The following is an 18,344-nucleotide window of genomic DNA, read 5'->3' as shown; positions in this document are numbered from 1 at the left end:
TTCACAGAACTCGCAGGACTTGCAGGACTCACCGGACGAAAGGAAGTGGCATGGTCTATCTGTCCATCGGACTGCTGCTCGTGGGAGCCGTCACCGCACTGAACTTGGTGCTGATCCTCGCCGTCATCAGGCGGCTGCGCCGCCACGAGGACGAGCGCAAGAGGCTGTTCGGGACCGAGGGTCTGGAATCAGGTCCTCCGACGGGCGAGCCGCTGCCCGCCTTCACCGCGGTCGCCACCGACGGGACACTGGTGGATTCGGACGCCCTCCGGGGCCGAGAAGCAGCGCTGACCTTCCTGTCCACCGAGTGTTCCGTCTGCGTCACGGTGGCGGCTGACCTGCCCGAGGCCGCCAGGCTCGCCGGTATGGACGCCGAGCAGATGGTGGTGGTCATCGCCGGGGACGAGGCGACGGCCCGGGAGATGGCGGCCCCGCTGGACGGGGTCGCGAAGGTGGTGTTCGAGGAGGCCGCGGGCCCGCTGTCCACGCTGTACGCGATCAAGGGCACGCCCACCACGGTGTCGGTCGACCCTGAAGGCACCGTCACCTACGCCCGCGCCGGCACCAATCCGGTGCTGGACCGCCTGCCGGCGTGAACGCGGGCCGGGGGGAGCCCGGGGCGCACCGGCTCGGCGGGCCGCAGGGCTTCGTCACCGGCGCGGGCGCCGCACTGGAGCTGACCTGGCGCGCCGGGCCGGTCGCCTGCGTCTGCCACCTTCTGCTGACCGTGGTGCAGGGGCTGCTGCCCGCCGCACTCACCCTGCTGACGAAGTGGCTCTTCGACGCACTCCAGTACGGCCGGGACGCAGCCGGCCCCTCCCCCCTGGCGCTCGCGACGGGACTCGGCGCGGTCACCGCGCTGATGGCCTTGCTGCCGCTCGCCGCGGACTACACCCGGGCCCGCCTCCAGCGCGGCATCGCCCATCTGGCGCAGCAGCGCCTGTACGGAAAGGTGAACCGCTTCATCGGTCTGTCGCGGTTCGAGGACCCGCAGTTCCTGGACCGGCTCCGGCTGGCCCAGGACTCGGCGATCAGCGCACCCGCCGAGATCACCACCGCCATGTCCGGCCTGGTCCAACAGGCCATCGCAGTGCTGGGGATGGTCGCGGTCCTCTCGTCGATCTCCCCATGGCTGACGGTCGTGACCGTCGCCGCGGCGGTTCCCGCGCTGCTGGTCCAGGTCTCGCTCACCCGGCGGCAGGCCGCGCTGATGTGGAGGATCAGTCCTCGCAACCGGCGCCAGATCTTCTACCAGGGGCTGATGCTGGACGTCTCCGCGGTCAAGGAGGTGCGACTGTTCGGGGCGGGGGGCTTTCTGCTCGGCCGGATGAACTCCGAGACGCGGGACATCAACGCCGCGGAGGAGCGGCACGAGCGGCGGGTGTTCGCCTTCCAGTCACCGCCCTTGGTGCTCAGCGCCCTGATCGCCGCGGGTGGACTGGCCTGGACGGTCCACGGTGCGCTGTCGGGACGGTTCGGCGTCGGTGACGTTTCGGCCTTCCTCACCGCGTCCGCCGGGGTGCAGGGGGCCCTGTCCGTCATGATCAGCCACATCACCGGCGGCTACCAGGGATTGCTGACGTTCCGTCACTACGTCGATGTGAACCGCCTCCCCGTCGATCTGCCGGTGCGACCCGACCCGGTGCCCGTGGCACCGCTGGCGGACCGCATCGAGTTCGACGACGTCTGGTTCCGCTATCGGGACGACGGGCCATGGGTCCTGCGCGGGGTGAGTCTGACGATCACTCGGGGCGAGTCCGTGGCCCTCGTCGGCCTCAACGGTGCCGGGAAGTCCACGCTGGTCAAGCTGATCTGCCGGCTGTACGACCCAACGCGGGGCACCGTGCGCTGGGACGGTACGGACATCCGGGAAATGGACCCGTCACAGCTGCGGGACCGGATCAGCGCGGTGTTCCAGGACCGTGTGGCCTATGACCTGTCGGCGACGGACAACATCGGCATCGGGGACCTGCGCCATCTCGGCGACCCCGAGCGGATCGCCGACGCGGCCCGTCGCGCCGACGCCCACGACTTCATCGGCGAACTGCCGCGCGGCTATGCCACGCTGCTGTCCCGCACCTTCCCGGAGGCCGACGACGAGGGGACGGGTGAGCCGTCGATGGGTGTGGCACTCTCCGGTGGCCAGTGGCAGCGCCTCGCGCTGGCCCGCGCGATGCTGCGCGAGGACCGGGATCTGATCATTCTGGACGAGCCGACCGCCGGCCTCGACGCCGCCGCGGAGCACGGCCTCCACGAGCGGATGCGGGCCCATCGCGCGGGCGCGACCAGTCTGCTGATCTCCCACCGGCTGGGCACCGTGCGCGGGGCCGACCGTATCGTGGTCCTGGCCGACGGCAGGATCAGCGAGTGCGGCAGCCATGGCGAACTCGTCGCCCTGCACGGTGAGTACGCGCGGCTCTTCGCACTCCAGGCGTCGGGATACACCGACGACGAGAACGAAGCGGAAGACGAAGCAGAGGACGAGGAGGTGGCGGTGTGAGCGACTCGACGGAAGCGTCCGCGTCGACGAGGGACGGGCGTGGCTTGGTGGGCAGCCAGGACTCCCTGGTCGAGGTCGGCGGCCCGTGCACGGCGTACCGGATGGAGTTCGATCGGCGAGCCGGGGCGAGGGCCAGCGCGTCGAGGGTGTCGTTGGGTCTGGACCGGGTGGTCCGGCAACAGGACGGCCGGATCGTATGACGTGGTTCCTCACCCTGCTCGCTGTACTGCTCTGCGCAGTCGCGGCCCTCGCTGCGTGGTGGGTACGGCGCCGCTATGTGGCCGTGACCGTGCGCGGGGCGAGCATGCTGCCCACCCTGTCGGACCGCGACCGGGTTCTCATCCGGCGCGGTCGGCGCGGACTGCGGCGCAATGACATCGTGGTGGTCGCCTGCCCCGATTCGATGACCTCGTGGCGACAGAGGCCACCGGTCTCCGGGGATCTGGCGGCCACCGAGTGGTTCATCAAGCGGGCGGTGGCGCTGGCGGGCGACCCGTTCGGCGCCGAACCGGTGCCGGCGGGCCATCTCGCGGTCGTCGGCGACGGCGTGCACAGCGACGACTCGCGAAGCCACGGTCCCTGTCCGGTGGACCAGGTCCTGGGCGTGGTGGTACGGGTCCTCAGCCGAGCGGCCCCGGTGGCAACCGCGGACGAGGGCGTGCACCCCCCTTCGTACGGTGGGTGAGGTCGGTCATTCCAGGGGGCATCAAGGTGGTCGTTCACCGACCCGTCCGTGTTTCCCTGCGGGGCGGAGCCGCGAACCGATGGGCTCATAGGGGGGATCCCGCGTCGCTGACGACTGCGGCGGCCATCAGCGCCACCAGGTTGTCGGTCCAGCAGTCCGACTCCTTGGTGGCGACCTCGGCATGGCAGCGTGCGCAGACGAGGTTGGGACCGTCCCTGCCGTCGAGTCCGCAGCAGCCGTTGCGCCGCCCGGGGTCGGGGTGGAGAGCGGTGCCCGGAACATCGTCGGGATGCAGGATGAACAGTGTCGCGTCGTGGTTGACCGTGTAACTGCGCTGCGCCACTCGCGGGTTGGCGATGTGGCGGTCGGACAGGAGATCGCCGGCCTCCACGGCCTGTGATTCCTGGAGATCGCCGGTGAGGGGGTGCTCGCAGTTCGCACAGTGGAAGAGAGTCACCGGGACATTGTGCCGGGATCACGCACTATTTGACCCAGGTGTGTTCCCTCGTCGAAGGCGCCCTCAGGGGTGCGAACCACGCACAACGTCTCGTGGGGTGGATATCGGGTCTGAGTTTCCAGGAGTTCCAGAAGTTCCCCGAACGGTTCGGAGCCGTTCGGGGCGGTTGGGCACGGTGTCGAAGACCGTCCGCCGCACCGGGTTCTGGTGTTCTGGTGCTCTCCCTGGTGGGCGGTCAAATCCGGGAGCGCAGCAGTCGGCCGACCCAATGACCGAAGCCCGTTGCCGACTCCTGCGAAGCCTTTCGGTCGGCGCGCTAGACACCCTTCTCCGACGCGTCATCGGCGAACAGATCGAGCTCGCGCCAGATGCCGGACACATGCCGGACCGCGGTGCGGCTCCCTGCGGGGTCGGATGCCATCAATTCGGCGAGGAGACCGTAAGCGACGCTGGTCGCGGCGGTCATCGACTGGATGCTCGCCACTCCCTCCGTGGGGATGACCAGGACGTGTTCGGCCTCCCGCGCCGGTGGGGACCGAAGCGTGTCCGTGATCACGCAGGTCGTCGCGCCCGCCGTCCGGGCGATCCGTAGTGCGGCGACGGTCTGCCGGTAGTGCTGCCAAAAGCTCCAGGCCACCAGGCAGTCGCCGTTGCCCAGCCGGGCGAGCTCATTGGCGAGTTGGGGTCCGCCCCGATCCTCGTAACTGATCGGAAAGCCCCGGCTGGCCGCGACCATCGCCAGGGCGCTCGCCGGGATGGCGTGGGTACCGGAGGCAACGACGACCGTACGGCGGGCGTCCCGGATGGCGCTCACCACGCGTCGGGCGGTCTCGAAGTCGAAGGACTTCTCCAGCGCCTTCAAGTTCTGCGCGTCCCGGGCGAAGGCGGTCGCCAGCACGCCCCCGTCGCCCCCGACCGGGTGCCCGGTGTCGAACCGCTGATCGAGGTAGACGGCCCGCAGTCCGGCCTGGAGCTGTGGCCATCCGGGAAAGCCGAGGAGCTGCGCGAACCGCACCACCGTCGCCGGGTTGACCTCGGCGCGCGCCGCCACCTCCGCGGCGGTGGCGTACGAGCAGTAAGTGGGTTGGGTCGTCAGCACCTCGCGGACGTGGGCCGCCTTGGGGCCCACGGATACGCCGGTCAGTAACCCGTCGAGCCACTTCGCGACCGTACCCCCACCGCTCGTGCCTTGTGGGGGCTGTGCCCCCGTGTCCATGTCGTCAGCACCGTTGTCGTCGATCACGAAGCCATTCTCTCTTTGCATGAATTGATGCATCAAGTGTTGTACGCATGTTCTTGTGCAGATACTGTCCGTCGCAGTCGCTCACCGGCCCCAGCAGCCGCGCAGCCATGGCCAACTCAAGGAGCCTTGCCCATGTGCCTTGACCACTCCACTCCGCCGCCCTCCGCACAAGCCACCCGCCGGGGTGTGATGGCTGCAGCGGCAGCACTCGCGGGGGCAGCAGCCCTGACCGGTACCGCATCGGGAACCGCGGTGGCGGGCGAGAGACCGAAGGTCGCCCCGCAGAGCCGTCCGCCACGCGGTGGCACGATGATCATCGATGGTGGCACGCTCTTGGACCCCCTGACGGGTCGAACCACCGAGGACGCGGTGGTCGTCATCGAGGACGGCATCGTGCGCGCCGCCGGGACCCGTAGGGCCACCCGCAACGACGTCGCCGCGGTCAAGGGAATCGCACGGATCGTCAAGGCCCACGGCCGTTGGGTGCTGCCCGGGCTCGTCGACGCCCATATCCACCTCAGCACCCTCACCGAGGCCCACACCGTGCTCCGCCAGGGCGTCACCAGCGTGCGCAGCGGTTCCGCGCTCTTCTACCAGGACATCGCCGTGCGCGAGTTGGCCCGCTGGACGCCCCAGCGCGCACCGCGCGTGCGGGCCGCGGGCGTCCATGTCCAGCCGAAGCTGGGCGATTCGATCCTTGCCGACCCCGATCTCGCACCGCTCGCCCGACGCAAGGACGGCATCCATGCCGACGACGATCTACGCCGTGTCGTCGGGGTCAATCTCGCCCGGGGCGCCGATGCCATCAAGACCAGTGCCAACGGCCGTGCGGGAGTTCCCGACCAGGACCCGCTCACCCGCGTCTATGACCGTGACCAACTGTCCACCATCGTGGCCGCGGCCCGCCGGGGTGGCGCGTCGGTGCTCTGCCACTGCTACAGCGAGAAGGGGTGCCACGACGCCGTGGTGGCAGGCGTCAAGAGCATCGAGCACGGCGTGTACCTCGGCGAGCGCACCATGGGCGAGATGCGCCGACGCGGCACCTACTTCACACCGACGCTGTCCGCGATGGCCGGGCTGGCCGAGGACCCCAACCCGATCCTCGCCGAGCGTGGCCGCGTCTTCCTGCCCATCATCAAGCGCGCCGTGCTCAGGGCGCACGAGATGGGTGTTCCACTCGCCGCGGGCAGCGACTCGGCCGGTGGCACCGTCGACCCGATAGGCCGCGAGATCGAGTTGATGCGGGCGTCGGGGCTCACCGCACTGGACTCGATCCGCACCGCCACCACGAACGCGGCCCGGTTGATCGGCCTGGAGCGGACCGCCGGCAGGCTGGCGCGCGGATTTCGTGGGGATGCGATTCTGATCGACGGCGACCCGCTGCGGGATGTGTCCGTCCTCAAGACACCCGATAGCGTGATCAGTTTCGGGTTCCCGGTCGGGGCCTGACCGGGAAGGGGCGGGCCGACCCGGGTGGATCGGGCCCGCCCCTCACCCCCACCTCGCCCAACGCGCTGATCCCGGGCGTGTGAAGCACCCGGTCGGCCCGCGACCACGGACTCGGGAAACCCCCCACCTCACACTCGCGGGCCGAACGAACGGCCTCACGACGGAGTGCGAGCGGCTGCGGGCTCCGGGGGCATCCACCACCGTCCACAACAACCCACCTCCGCCATGGTTGCGGAGGTCATGACACGGCCCGGTTCCTTGCCAACACGGCGATCGGAGTGTCCCTGCACCAGGAGGCTCCATGCGGGTATCGACCCCTGCGCCGGCTCAGGTCGACGGTCAAGCCCTGCTCGCCCGACTGGAACGCCTCCCGGTCTCCAGGCCGCACCACGCCCTGCTCCTCATGGGCGGCTTGGGCATTGCGTTCGACGGCATGGACGGCGCGCTCCTCGCGTATGTCCTGCCAGCCGTCACGGAGTTGTGGCACCTCTCGTCCTGGCAGACCGGGCTGCTCGGCAGTTCGCTCCTGATCGGCATCATGATCGGCGCGCTGACGGCCGGTCTGGTCGGGGACAAGATCGGGCGGCGGCCCGTGATGATGTACGCCCTCGCCCTCTACTGCGGTGCGACTGCCGTGGCGGCCTTCGCTCCGAATTGGCAGTTCTTCTTCGGAGCGAGGGTGGTGGCCGGCATCGGAGCGGGCGCCGAGGCCGCGATCATCCCGGCGTTCATGGCCGAGTTCGTGCCCAGCCGGGTGCGGGGGCTCTTCGTCGGAGCGATCGCCGGCTTCTTCTCCTTCGGCTATCTCGGCGCCGCACTGCTCGGCAGATTCCTCATCCCAGGCCACGAAGAGGGCTGGCGCATCGCACAACTCGTCACCTCTGCGCCGGTGTTGATGCTCCTGTGGTGGCGCACCGGACTCCCGGAGTCACCGCGTTGGCTCGTACAGCGCGGCAGGATGCGCGAGGCGGACGGGGTCATTACGGAGTTGGAGGCCAGGGTCGAGCAGGCGACCGGTCGAGCACTTCCCCCGGTGCCACCGACATACGGCTTCTCGGCTCCGCCCGTTCGGCAGATGCGTTCGCGGACCCGGCTTGCCGCCCTGTGGCGCGGTGGCTTCGCACGGCGCACCATCGTGCTGTGGCTGCTTTGGATCTGCAACACCTTCGCCTACTACGGCTTCTTCATCTGGATGCCCTCGCTACTGATAGAGCGGGGCATGAGCATGGAGCAGAGCTTCACCAGCACCCTCCTGATCACGCTCGCCCAGATCCCCGGGTACTACTCGGCTGCGTTCCTGAGTGAGCGCCTGGGACGGACTCGGACGATCGCCCTCTATCTCGCCGGCGGTGCACTGTCGGCGGGACTCCTCGCCCAGGGCGGTACGGAGGCCCGCATCCTGTGGTGCGGAGCGCTCCTCTCGTACTTCATGAACGGCAGCTATGCCGCTCTCTACGCCTACAGCACCGAGGTCTACCCGACCGCGATCCGCGCGACCGGTGCGGGCGCCGCCTCCGCCTTCGGGCGGCTCGGCGGGATCACGGCACCGGTGGCGATCGGTGTGCTGTACCCGGTGGTTGGATTCGGCGGGGTGTTCGCGCTTGTCACAGGCGTGTTGGCGGCGGGTGCGACCATTGCTCTGGCATTCGGGCTGAGGACGACCGGTCGGACGCTTGAGGAGCTCGGCGGTTCGGACCCGGTCGACGGGTGCGATGGGATCCGGGCGGAGGGCGTCCACTCCCATCCCTGAGCAGCAGACAACTCCCCTCCCTCTGAACTGATGCACCGTCACCATTGCGCCATTTGGAGCAGATGAGTCCGCTCGCCGTACGCCAGGTGTGAGCGCACGGGGAGAAGGGTGCCGATGTGACATCGAGTGGAACCAGCTCCCCCGCTGCCGTCGTCTGCCGATCGGGGTTTCGCGTCGAACCGGGACGCGGTCCTGAACCTCTCCGCGCAGCGCGTAAGATGGCGATCCACGGCCGAGCGGTGCAATCACCCGCCGGCCACGCGATCATCAACGGCCCCTTGGTTGCGCTCCCATGCCCGTTCAGGCATGTCGCGGCCCCAAGTCGGCATTCGACATGCATGTGTGCTGCCTCTCATGATGATCGGCACCACACAAGGAGGCGTCTGCATGTCGACGAAGCCGGCCCAGGGGCATGCCGAGATCATCGGCGCAGGAATCAGCGGACTGACCGTTGCCACCGCCCTCGGGCAGCGAGGCTGGTCCGTGCGACTGCACGAACGCGACAGTGAAATCCGGGCCATCGGTGCGGGCATCTACGTGTGGGGAAACGGACTGCGGGCCCTGAAGGCGCTCGGTCTCCACGACGAGGCAGTCGTCGGCGCGCACATCGGTCCGGTGTTGGAGAGCCGGGACCACCGCAACCGAGTGGTGGAGAGCATCCCGATCAACTCCGCCGGTCGGCCCGAGGTCCGTACCATCATGCGTGACCGTCTCATCAGCACCCTGGTCAAGGGCGCCGAAGCGGCGGGGGTGGAGATCGTCACCGGCTCCGAGGTCACCGTCTCCGGTTCGGCCGGAGAGTTGGTGAACGTCGCCGGTGAATCCGTCGGTGGCGGCGCTGATGTGGTGATCGCGGCGGACGGCGTCCGCTCCCGCGTCCGGGACCGGTTCGGTCTGACCGTCTGCCACGACCATATGAAGCAGGGCGCCACCAGGCTCACCGTCCCCCGCTCGGACGACTTCGTACCGGCCGCCGACCGCGACAAGTACATCGAGTACTTCAGCGGTCGTCGCCGGGTCCTCTACACCCCTTCCAGCGCCACCGCGCTCTATGTCGCACTGGTCGCCGACGAGAGCGACACGGCTGCCAGCAAGGTGCCCGTCGACACCGACACCTGGGTGCGGTCCTTCCCGCACCTGGAGACCCTGTTGCGTTCGTTGGACGGTGTCCCCGCCCGCTGGGACACCTTCGAGTTCCTCAAGCTGCGCTCCTGGTCCCACGGGCGAGTGGCGCTGATCGGGGACGCGGCGCACGCCCAGCCGCCCTACCTCGGGCAGGGCGGTGGGTGCGCCATGATGAACGCGCTGGGGCTGGCCGATGCACTGTCCGCACCGGGTGCAGGCCCGGTGGAAGCGCGGCTCGCGGCCTGGGAGGCGGCGGAGCGCCCGCTGATCGAGCACACCCAGCAGTGGTCTTACCGGTTGCGGCTGCTCAATCTGATCCCCGATGCGCCCCGTTCCTCGCTGCTCGGTCTGACCGGTCGGTGGAAGGGGCTCGGCGCGTCCAGGATGCGGGCGGCGCTCGCCGTCCCGACGGGCGCCGACCGCTTCGACGGCGCTGCCGCATGACCACCGGAACACAACGAACGTGGAAGGGGGTACCGGTGAGCAGTTCTGACGCCCTCCGGAGCACCACCGTGAACGGCCATCCCATCACTCATGATCTGCACGGCCCCGAGGGCGCCCCGGTCGTGGTGCTGCTCAGCGGCTGGTGCCAGGACCACCGTCTGTTCGATCCTTTGGTGCCCCAACTCGCCAGCAACCATCAGGTCCTTCGCATCGACTGGCGCGGCCACGGCGATGACCGGTCGCCCATCGCTGATTTCGGCTATCGGGAACAGGCCGACGATGTCCTCGCCCTGCTTGACAAACTAGAGGTAGAAACGTTTCTTCCCGTCTCCACCTCGCATGGCGGCTGGGCCAACGTCGACATCGCCGACCGGCTCGGCCCGACCCGGGTGCCGAGGGCGATCGTGATCGACTGGATCATGACCGCGCCTCCGGCGGGCTTCGCCGACGGGCTGGCCGCCATCCAGGACCCGAAGCGGTGGGTGGCCGGGCGTCAAGGGCTCTTCGACACCTGGCTCAACGGTTCGACGCACGCCGGCGTGTGCCACCACCTCGACCACGAGATGGCCGGGTTCGACTTCGAGATGTGGGCGAGGTCCTGCCGGGTCATCGCCGACGCCTACGAACGGTGGGGCTCCCCCCTGGAGCGGATGTCGGCCCTGGGCGAACACCGTCCCGTACGGCATCTGTTCTCGCAGCCGACGGCGCCCGCATACGTCAACGCCCAGCGGGAGTTCGCCGCCCGGCACCCCTGGTTCTCGTACCACGAGGTCGGCGGAGAGACACACTTCCCGACACTGGACTCGCCGGAGGTGGTGGCCGACCAGATCCGAGCGTTCCTCGCTGACGGCGAAGCCGGGGCGAACTGAGCGCGCCATGAGCTCCGATCCGTGCATCGACGCCGCGTACAACGTCCGACTGACCGTCGAGGAATCCGAGTTCCGGCGTACCGTCACCGCCTACCGCACGGAGTCGGAACGGGTGACGGGTCCGCTCGCCGGGCACCGGGCCGTCGCCTACGACGAACACAGCGATGAGCTCCTCGATGTGTGGGGGGTGAGCGACGAAGGACCACGCCCGGTGTTCCTGGCGGTGCACGGCGGCTACTGGCGGATGTTGTCGCGCCATGACACCGCCTTCATGGCCGGCGCACTGAGTGACGCCGGAATCGCAACCGTCTCCATCGACTACACACTGGCGCCCACCGCCTCCTTGGAGGAGATCGTCCGGCAGGTCCGAGCTGGTGTGGCCTGGATCCACCGACACGGTGCCGACTTCGGCCTCGACCCCGATCGCATCGTCGTCGGAGGCAGTTCGGCCGGTGGACACCTCACCGCCGCCACCATGGTCCATGGATGGCAAGAACCACTGGGGCTACCGCCCGACGTGGTGAAGGGCGCCCTGCCCATCAGCGGCCTCTTCGATCTGAGACCGCTGATCACGTCCTTCGCCAACGCATGGCTGGGGCTGGACGCACAACGCGCGACAGCCCTCAGCCCCCTGCTCGCCGACTTCTCCGCGACCACCCATCCGCGGGCCGTCATCGCCGTCGCCGAACACGACGGCACCGGCTTCCTGGAGCAGAGCTCCCGATTCCACGACTCCTACTCCGCGCACGCCCCGGCCAGTCTGTTGGTCGTCCCCGGCCGTCACCACTACGACATCTTCCTCGACCTCGCCGACCCGGATTCCGCGCTGTTCGAACGGCTGGTGCACCTGGTGGACCAAACCTCCACAGCCGCCGGAGCAGCCAGAACCGTCCGAAGGCGGGTCTGAGGCGAACCACATCCGGACGCCTACCGCAGGGCGTCCGGCCGCCGAAAGAGGAGCACCGCATGAAGTGGGGAATGCTTACGCTGGTCTCGCTCGGATTCGTGGCGATGACCGTCAACTGGTTCAACATCGCCACGGGTTTCGGTCCCATCGCGGACGAGTTCGGACTCACCGTCCCGTCGGTGGCAATGCTCATCTCCATCTTCGTCGCAGCATATGGACTGCTGCACATCCCCGGTGGCTTCCTGGCCACGAAATGGGGACTGCGCAAGGTACTCGCCCTCGGTCTCGCCATGGAGGGCCTCGGCGCCCTGCTCTCGGCGACCGCCCAGAGCTTCACCGAACTGATCATCTGGCGGGCGTTGTGCGGGGTGGGGGCCTCGGTCTTCGCCGCAGTGGGTATCGCAGCCGTCAGTGTGTGGTTCCGCGAGAGACATCACACCCTGGCACTCGGCATCTCCTCCGCCGCGTTCAGTGTGGGCACCGCGCTCGGACTGTACGTATGGGCGGACATCACCGCGGCCACCTCCTGGCGCACCTCACTGGTCATCGGCGGTGTGTTCTGCCTCGCCGTCGCCGCCGCCAGCGCCGTCTTCTTCCGCATCCCACCGGGTGCGGATGCCCTCCAGGGCGTGCACCTGACCCGCGAGGGACTGCGGCGGACCCTGGGCAACCGGGACATCTGGTTGTACGGCATCGCCTTCTTCGGTGCCTACGGCGCCTATCTGACCGGCTCCCAACTGATCGCCTCCTACGGTGAGCACCGTGGGCTGTCCGGCTCCACGGTCGCCGCCGCCGCCTTCCTCATCGGCATGGCCGGAGTGCCGGGGAGCATCGCGGCGGGCTGGATCGCCGAACGGTTCGGCAGCACCCGAAGCCTCTTCATCGCCGGCGCCGTACTGGAGAGCCTCTTCCTCCTGGCGCTCCCCCTGTCCGGTCCCGCGACCTTCTGGATACCGGCCGTCGGCATCGGCTTCATGTTCAACTTCACCTTCGCCATCTGGCAGACCGCCCCCGGCGACTCCCCGCACATCGCCCCCGAACATCTCAGCACCGCCATCGGTCTGATGCTCACCGTCTCCGCCGTCGGTGGGTTCGTCCTCCCTTGGGCCTTCGGGCTGCTCGCCGACGGCCCCGGTTACCCGGCTGCCTGGACAGTGATGGGAGTGGTGGGCATCCTCACCGCCCTCATCGCCCTCGCGATCAAACCCTCCCGGCCGGACCCGATCCCCGTGCTCCCCGTCACCGCCGCCCGACCCGCGACGGCAACCGAAGCCAGCTGATCCCCACCCACCACAACAGGTGTCATGCCGTGCCGAGGGTCTCGGACGGCCGAAGACCCTTCACCCGGTGGCCGTACCCACTGAGCGCCCTGCGCTCGCTGATCGGGGACCGGGCGAAGGGGCACTCCCCCGCTCCACGCGGTGGGGTCGCGGTGGGCGGGGGCACAGGACGTGCGCAGCGCCCGCACCGTGCGATGCCGGTCCGGCCGCGACCCGCCCGGGCACGGAGTGATGTCCACTGTGCCCGGGGCACCGGGGCCTTCCGGAGCGTCCATAAGGTCCATAGCGTCCATAGAAGGGGAAACCCTTCCCGACGGAGGGATGCGGCTATATGGTCGGCGGCCATGGACATTCCACGCCTTCTGGACGGGCGCCTCAAGCTGCGCCATCTGATCCTGGTCGACACGCTCACCGAACAGGGCAGCGTCGTCGGGGCGGCGGCTGCCCTGCACGTCACCCAGCCGGTGGTGACCCGCGGACTGCACGACCTGGAGGCGATCCTCGGGGTCAGGCTGTACGACCGGGGCCCGCGCGGCATCTCCCCGACGGTCTTCGGCGCCGCCTTCACCGACCATGCCCGGGCGGTGCTGGCCCAGCTCACCCAGGCCGCCCGTCATGTTGCCGAGATCGCCGACGCCGATCGCGGCACTGTCGTCGTGGGTACGCACCTCGCCGGCTCGAACCTGCTGCTGCCGCGGGCGATCGCCGTGCTCAAGGCCGGGCATCCGCTGCTCACCGTCGTGGTGCGCGAGGGCACGCCCGAAGCCCTGCTGGTCGATCTGGAAGCCGGCCGGATCGACATCATCGTGGGCCGACTGACGACCCCCGCCAGTGGGCCGATGGTGCGGCACACCCTCTACGAGGAATCGGTCAGGATCGTCGTCGGCGCCCATCACCCGGCGCTGAAGCTGGCCGGTGTGACCCTGCCGGACCTCCTGGTACACCCATGGATCCTGCCGGGTGCAGAAACGGTCCTGCGCCGCGAGCTGGAGGAGTTCTTCGTCCGCTCCGGCCTTGCCCTGCCCGAGAACCGCGTCGAGTGCACCTCCTTCCTCACCGTCCGGCAGCTCCTCCTGGAGACCGAGGTGATCGCGGTACTTCCGGGTCTGATCGGCGGCGACGATCCCCGGTTGGCATCCCTACCGATCTCGCTCGACCCCATCGGCCACAGCGTCGGCACCACCCTCCCCGGCAACCGCCCGCTCAGCCCGTCCACCCGGGCCCTGCTGACCGCGCTGAGGACTGCGGCAGCCGGACTCACAGCCCAGCAGGACCAGCCACCCGCATAGCCCCGACGCACGTCCGGACCCATGCCCATATTGCTATAGCAGACGCCCCAATGGGCATTAGACAGGCATACCTCGCCAGCGCCATGCTCCTGAACAGCCGGTCGTATCCACCACTCGGCTTCACAACAACAGGACGCGAAAGTGAGGGGCGAGCCATGCAAGCGGCGCACTACGTGGGCGGGGCATTCCTGCCGAACGACCCCGCCACCACAACGTTCCCCCTGGTCGATCCGGTCGACGGAAGCACCGTGGGACAGGTCCCGGAGGCAACCAGGGAGACCGTGGACGCCGCCGTCCGAGCCGCTCGTGACGCACTCGACGGCACGTGGGGGGCGACGAGTCCCGAGGAGCGGTCCGCCGCACTGCACCGCATCGCCGACGAGATCCAGGCCCGGTTCGACGCCTTCGTCGACGCCGAGGTGAGCGACACCGGCAAGCCCCGGGAACTGGCCGCCACCGTCGACATCCCCCGCGCCATCGGGAACTTCCGCGCCTACGCGGACCTGCTCTACGGCCGCCCCGAGCAGTCCTACTCCACCAGTGTCCCCGGCTGGAGCGGCTCCGGGCAGGCGCTCAACTACACCGTGCGGCGGCCCCTGGGAGTCGTCGCCGTCATCTCCCCGTGGAACCTCCCGCTCCTGCTGCTCACCTGGAAGGTCGCCCCCGCCCTCGCCGCGGGCAACACGGTGGTCGCCAAACCGTCGGAGGAGACCCCGTCCACGGCGACACTGCTCGCCGAGGCGATCGACGCGGCCGGTCTGCCCGCGGGCGCGTTCAACCTCGTCCACGGCCATGGCACGAACGCCGCGGGCGCCTTCCTCACCTCGCACCCCGATGTGGACGCCATCGCCTTCACCGGGGAGTCCGCCACCGGCTCGGCCATCATGCGCGAGGCGGCGAACCACCTGACACCCGTCTCCTTCGAGCTCGGCGGCAAGAACGCAGCCGTGATCTTCGCCGACGCCGACCTCGAAGCAGCGGTCGAAGGCACCGTACGGTCCGCCTTCACCCACTCCGGGCAGATCTGCCTGTGCACCGAACGCGTCTATGTCGAACGCTCCCGCTACGAGGAGTTCGTGAGCCTGCTCGGCGCCCGCGCCAGGGAGCTCACCGACTACGGACCCATGATCTCCGCGGCTCACCGCGACAAGGTGCTGTCCTACTACCGGCTGGCGGTCGAGGAGGGTGCCACCGTCGTCGCCGGCGGCAAGGCCCCTCACTTCGGGGACCGGCGCGACGAGGGCTTCTACGTCGAACCCACGGTCCTGACCGGACTGCCGCAGCACGCCAGGACCGTCCAGGAGGAGGTCTTCGGGCCGGTCTGCCACATCGCCCCCTTCGACACCGAAGAGGAGGCGGTACGGCTCGCCAACGACAGCCGGTACGGCCTCGCCGCCACCGTCTGGACCCGCGACCTCTCCCGCGCCCACCGGGTCGCCCCGCGCATCGACGCCGGGATCGTCTGGGTCAACTGCTGGAACCTGCGCGATCTGCGCACCCCGTTCGGCGGTGTGAAGGATTCCGGCATCGGCCGCGAGGGCGGTACGTACTCCCTGGACTTCTTCTCCGAGCCCGTCAACGTCTGCATCCAGGTCTGAGGAACCGTTCATGAATCGCACCGATACCACCACCGAGGCCCGCGCACCGGGGTCCGCCGACATCAGGGCCGCCGCCGATCGCCTGCTGCGCGCCCACGCCGAGGGCCGGCCCTGCGCCCCCGTACGCGATCTGGTCACGAGCGCCGAATCGGCCTACGCCGTGCAGGACCTGCTCACCGAGCACTGGCTCGGGGAAGGTCGTCGTCTCACCGGTCGCAAGATCGGTCTGACCTCGGCCGCCGTCCAGGAGCAGCTGGGTGTCGACGCACCGGACTTCGGCATGCTGTACGCCGACATGGCGGTCCCCGACGGTGCCGAGATCCCCGTCGGAGCGGTCCAGCAGGCGCGGGTCGAGGCCGAGGTCGCCCTCGTACTCGATGCCGACCTCGACCGGGAGCGGCACACCGTCGCCGATCTCCTGCGCGCCACCGCCTTCGCACTGCCCGCCATCGAAGTGTGCGGCAGTCGCATCCAGGACTGGGACATCAGCCTCGCCGACACCGTCGCGGACAACGCGTCCAGCGGACTGTACGTCCTCGGCAACCGGCCCGTCCCCCTGGACCGGCTCGATCTGCGCCTGGCCGGCATGGTCATGGAGCGACGCGGCGAACAGGTGTCAACGGGAACGGGAGCCGCCTGCCTCGGCAACCCGCTGCACGCGGCACTGTGGCTCGCCGACACGCTGGTACGGGTGGGTCGCCCCCTGCGGGCGGGTGACACCGTACTGACCGGAGCCCTCGGTCCGATGATCCCCGTCCTTCCGGGAGACGTGGTGGAAGCAAGGATCGACGGACTCGGCGACGTACGGGTCGCATTCGCCGCAGCGACCGGCCAGGAGGCATGACATGACCCTCGCACAGCTGACCGAGATCCTGGACGCCGCGGCCGTCGACGGACACACCGTCGACCGCCCCACCGACTCCATCGAACTCACCCTCCCCGACGCCTACGCCGTCCAGCGCGCGGTCATCGAGCGCCGACTGGCCCGCGGCGAATCGTCCACCGGTGTGAAGATGGGCTTCACCAGCCGGGCGAAGATGGTGCAGATGGGCGTCGACGACGTCATCTGGGGACTGCTCACCGACGCCATGCAGGTGGAGGACGGAGCCGTGCTCGACCTCGGCGGCCTGATCCATCCGCGGATCGAACCGGAGATCGCCTTTCTGATCGGCAGCCCGATCTCCGGCCGGATCACTCCGGCGGAGGCGGTCCGTTCGCTCGCCGGTGTCGCGGTCGCGTACGAGGTGCTGGACTCCCGCTACGAGGGCTTCCGCTTCACTCTCCCCGATGTGATCGCCGACAACGCCTCGGCCGCGCGCTACGGCTGTGGCATCTGGCAGCCGGCCGATGTGCGCGACCTCAGCAACATCGGTCTGGTCGTGGAGATCGACGGCCGGGTCGTGGCCACGGGTTCGTCCGCGGCGATCCTCGGGCACCCCTTGCGTTCCCTGGTCGCCGCGGCGCGGCTGGCAGGCGAGGCCGGGATCGCGCTGGAGCCGGGGCAGATCGTCCTCGCGGGTGCCGCGACCGCGGCCCTTCCGCTCCCCCGCGGAGCACATGTGCGCATTCTCGGCGCCGGCCTCGGCGGAGTAGAGGTGACCACCCGATGAACACCCCCGTACCCAACACAACGCCCCACGCGACCGTGCCCGACGCAGACGCTCAGGCGGCGGACGGGGCGCCCCAGGCGCTGCTCGTCGAAGGCAAGGCGCGCCCCCGCGGCCGATTCCCGCACCTGCGGCGGGCCGGGGACCTCGTGTTCGTCTCCGGCACCAGTTCCCGCCGCCCCGACGGCACGTTCGTGGGAGCGAGCGCCGACGAGGCCGGCACCACCAGTCTCGACATCGAGGCCCAGACCCGGGCGGTCATCGAGAACATCCGCGATCTGCTGGCGGCGGTCGGCGGCTCCCTGGCCGACGTGGTGAACATCTCCACCTTCCTCGTCAACATGAACGACTTCGGTGGCTACAACGAGGTCTACGCACGGTACTTCGACGAAACGGGCCCCGCGCGCACCACCGTCGCCGTTCACCAACTCCCGCACCCGCACCTGCTGATCGAAATCTCCTGCGTCGCCCATATCCCGCTCGCCGGCACCGCCACCGCCGCGACCGGCTCAGCAACCGTCACAGAATCCTGATCAGGAGCACGGCGCCATGACCCTGCCGAAGCTGTCCCACGGACTTCCCTTCAACTTCGCCCGGTGGATCGACGAGCACCAGGACATGCTCAAGCCACCGGTCGGGAACATCCAGATCTGGCGCGACGCCGATCTGATGGTCACCGTCGTCGGCGGCCCGAACCAGCGCACCGACTTCCACGACGACCCGACCGAGGAGTTCTTCTACCAACTGCGCGGCAACATGGTGCTGCGGGTCATGGAGGAGGAGGGCCGGCCGCCCACCGACATCCAGATCAACGAGGGCGACGTCTTCCTGCTCCCACCGCACGTACGCCACTCCCCCCAGCGTCCCGAGCCGGGATCCATCGGTCTGGTCGTCGAGCACACCCGCCCGCCGGGGCTGCTGGACGCCGTGGAGTGGTACTGCACCGACTGCCACCGGCTGGTCCACCGGTCCGAGCTCCGGCTCACCTCCATCGTCGACGACCTGCCGCCCGTCTTCCGCACCTTCTACGACAGCGACCGCACCTGTCCCCACTGCAAGGCCGTGCACCCGGGCCGGGAGTGGCCCGAAGAGATGCGCCCGCGCACACAGACCCGTTCCTGAACCACGCCCCCCGGAGTTC

18 protein-coding genes are annotated in these 18,344 nt (G+C 69.3%); 16 read left to right on the top strand and 2 right to left on the bottom strand.

Annotated elements, in window-relative coordinates; all coding sequences use genetic code 11:
* Positions 1-50 precede the first annotated feature (50 nt).
* Genes ACFXJL_RS30010 through ACFXJL_RS29995 form a run of 4 tightly spaced genes read left to right on the top strand, consistent with a single transcriptional unit; the run spans position 51 to position 3,185 of the window.
* Positions 51-596 (top strand): redoxin family protein, encoded by a 546-nt coding sequence (locus ACFXJL_RS30010; protein WP_358880635.1) that lies wholly within the window; start codon positions 51-53, stop codon positions 594-596.
* Positions 593-2,500, top strand: coding sequence for an ABC transporter ATP-binding protein (locus ACFXJL_RS30005; protein ID WP_384697506.1), 1,908 nt, complete (start codon positions 593-595; stop codon positions 2,498-2,500). Before ACFXJL_RS30010 ends, ACFXJL_RS30005 begins: the two co-directional genes overlap by 4 nt.
* Positions 2,497-2,700 carry a hypothetical protein gene (locus ACFXJL_RS30000; protein WP_358880637.1) on the top strand — a complete coding sequence of 68 codons (204 nt, stop codon included), beginning with the start codon at positions 2,497-2,499 and terminating at the stop codon, positions 2,698-2,700. The genes ACFXJL_RS30005 and ACFXJL_RS30000 overlap by 4 nt, the downstream gene beginning before the upstream one ends.
* A complete protein-coding gene (locus ACFXJL_RS29995) occupies positions 2,697-3,185 on the top strand; it encodes a S26 family signal peptidase (RefSeq protein WP_358880638.1) in 489 nt (162 codons plus the stop codon). The genes ACFXJL_RS30000 and ACFXJL_RS29995 overlap by 4 nt, the downstream gene beginning before the upstream one ends.
* An 85-nt stretch (positions 3,186-3,270) precedes the next feature.
* On the opposite strand, the gene ACFXJL_RS29990 is transcribed toward ACFXJL_RS29995, so the two are convergent.
* Both ACFXJL_RS29990 and ACFXJL_RS29985 read right to left on the bottom strand, forming a co-directional pair.
* On the bottom strand, positions 3,271-3,642 hold the full coding sequence (locus ACFXJL_RS29990) for a hypothetical protein (protein WP_384697502.1): 372 nt from the start codon (positions 3,640-3,642) through the stop codon (positions 3,271-3,273).
* Between the two features lie 316 nt (positions 3,643-3,958).
* Positions 3,959-4,885, bottom strand: a complete 927-nt coding sequence (locus ACFXJL_RS29985) for a MurR/RpiR family transcriptional regulator (RefSeq protein WP_384697499.1) — start codon at positions 4,883-4,885, stop codon at positions 3,959-3,961.
* 132 nt (positions 4,886-5,017) lie between these two features.
* Between ACFXJL_RS29985 and ACFXJL_RS29980 the strand changes: the two genes are divergently transcribed.
* The 12 genes from ACFXJL_RS29980 (at position 5,018) to ACFXJL_RS29925 (ending at position 18,325) form a co-directional block, all read left to right on the top strand.
* Entirely contained in the window at positions 5,018-6,334 is a 1,317-nt protein-coding gene (locus tag ACFXJL_RS29980) for an amidohydrolase family protein (RefSeq protein ID WP_384697496.1), read from the top strand.
* A 301-nt stretch (positions 6,335-6,635) separates the two neighbouring features.
* A complete protein-coding gene (locus tag ACFXJL_RS29975) occupies positions 6,636-8,084 on the top strand; it encodes an MFS transporter (RefSeq protein ID WP_384697493.1) in 1,449 nt (482 codons plus the stop codon).
* Between the two features lie 387 nt (positions 8,085-8,471).
* Positions 8,472-9,653 (top strand): FAD-dependent monooxygenase, encoded by a 1,182-nt coding sequence (locus ACFXJL_RS29970; RefSeq protein ID WP_384697491.1) that lies wholly within the window; start codon positions 8,472-8,474, stop codon positions 9,651-9,653.
* Between the two features lie 35 nt (positions 9,654-9,688).
* A complete protein-coding gene (locus tag ACFXJL_RS29965) occupies positions 9,689-10,522 on the top strand; it encodes an alpha/beta fold hydrolase (RefSeq protein ID WP_384697488.1) in 834 nt (277 codons plus the stop codon).
* A gap of 7 nt (positions 10,523-10,529) precedes the next feature.
* A complete protein-coding gene (locus tag ACFXJL_RS29960) occupies positions 10,530-11,429 on the top strand; it encodes an alpha/beta hydrolase (protein ID WP_384697485.1) in 900 nt (299 codons plus the stop codon).
* 59 nt (positions 11,430-11,488) lie between these two features.
* Positions 11,489-12,709: a nitrate/nitrite transporter gene (locus tag ACFXJL_RS29955; protein WP_384697482.1), complete on the top strand. Its 1,221-nt coding sequence runs from the start codon at positions 11,489-11,491 to the stop codon at positions 12,707-12,709.
* A gap of 344 nt (positions 12,710-13,053) precedes the next feature.
* A complete protein-coding gene (locus ACFXJL_RS29950) occupies positions 13,054-13,998 on the top strand; it encodes a LysR substrate-binding domain-containing protein (RefSeq protein WP_358880647.1) in 945 nt (314 codons plus the stop codon).
* A 155-nt stretch (positions 13,999-14,153) separates the two neighbouring features.
* On the top strand, positions 14,154-15,596 hold the full coding sequence (locus ACFXJL_RS29945; RefSeq protein ID WP_384697478.1) for a 2-hydroxymuconic semialdehyde dehydrogenase: 1,443 nt from the start codon (positions 14,154-14,156) through the stop codon (positions 15,594-15,596).
* Positions 15,597-15,606: 10 nt separating this feature from the next.
* Positions 15,607-16,440, top strand: a complete 834-nt coding sequence (locus ACFXJL_RS29940) for a fumarylacetoacetate hydrolase family protein (protein WP_329026414.1) — start codon at positions 15,607-15,609, stop codon at positions 16,438-16,440.
* 1 nt (position 16,441) lies between these two features.
* Positions 16,442-17,206, top strand: a complete 765-nt coding sequence (locus tag ACFXJL_RS29935; protein WP_358880650.1) for a fumarylacetoacetate hydrolase family protein — start codon at positions 16,442-16,444, stop codon at positions 17,204-17,206.
* A gap of 80 nt (positions 17,207-17,286) precedes the next feature.
* Positions 17,287-17,736 carry a RidA family protein gene (locus ACFXJL_RS29930; protein ID WP_384697606.1) on the top strand — a complete coding sequence of 150 codons (450 nt, stop codon included), beginning with the start codon at positions 17,287-17,289 and terminating at the stop codon, positions 17,734-17,736.
* 16 nt (positions 17,737-17,752) lie between these two features.
* Entirely contained in the window at positions 17,753-18,325 is a 573-nt protein-coding gene (locus ACFXJL_RS29925) for a 3-hydroxyanthranilate 3,4-dioxygenase (RefSeq protein ID WP_383540300.1), read from the top strand.
* Positions 18,326-18,344: the final 19 nt, after the last annotated feature.

The sequence above is a fragment of the Streptomyces sp. NPDC059256 genome, assembly GCF_042753785.1.
In the GTDB taxonomy this organism is placed as follows: domain Bacteria; phylum Actinomycetota; class Actinomycetes; order Streptomycetales; family Streptomycetaceae; genus Streptomyces.
Note: the sequence above shows the minus strand (reverse complement) of the source record. Positions and strands in the feature narration are given on the sequence as shown.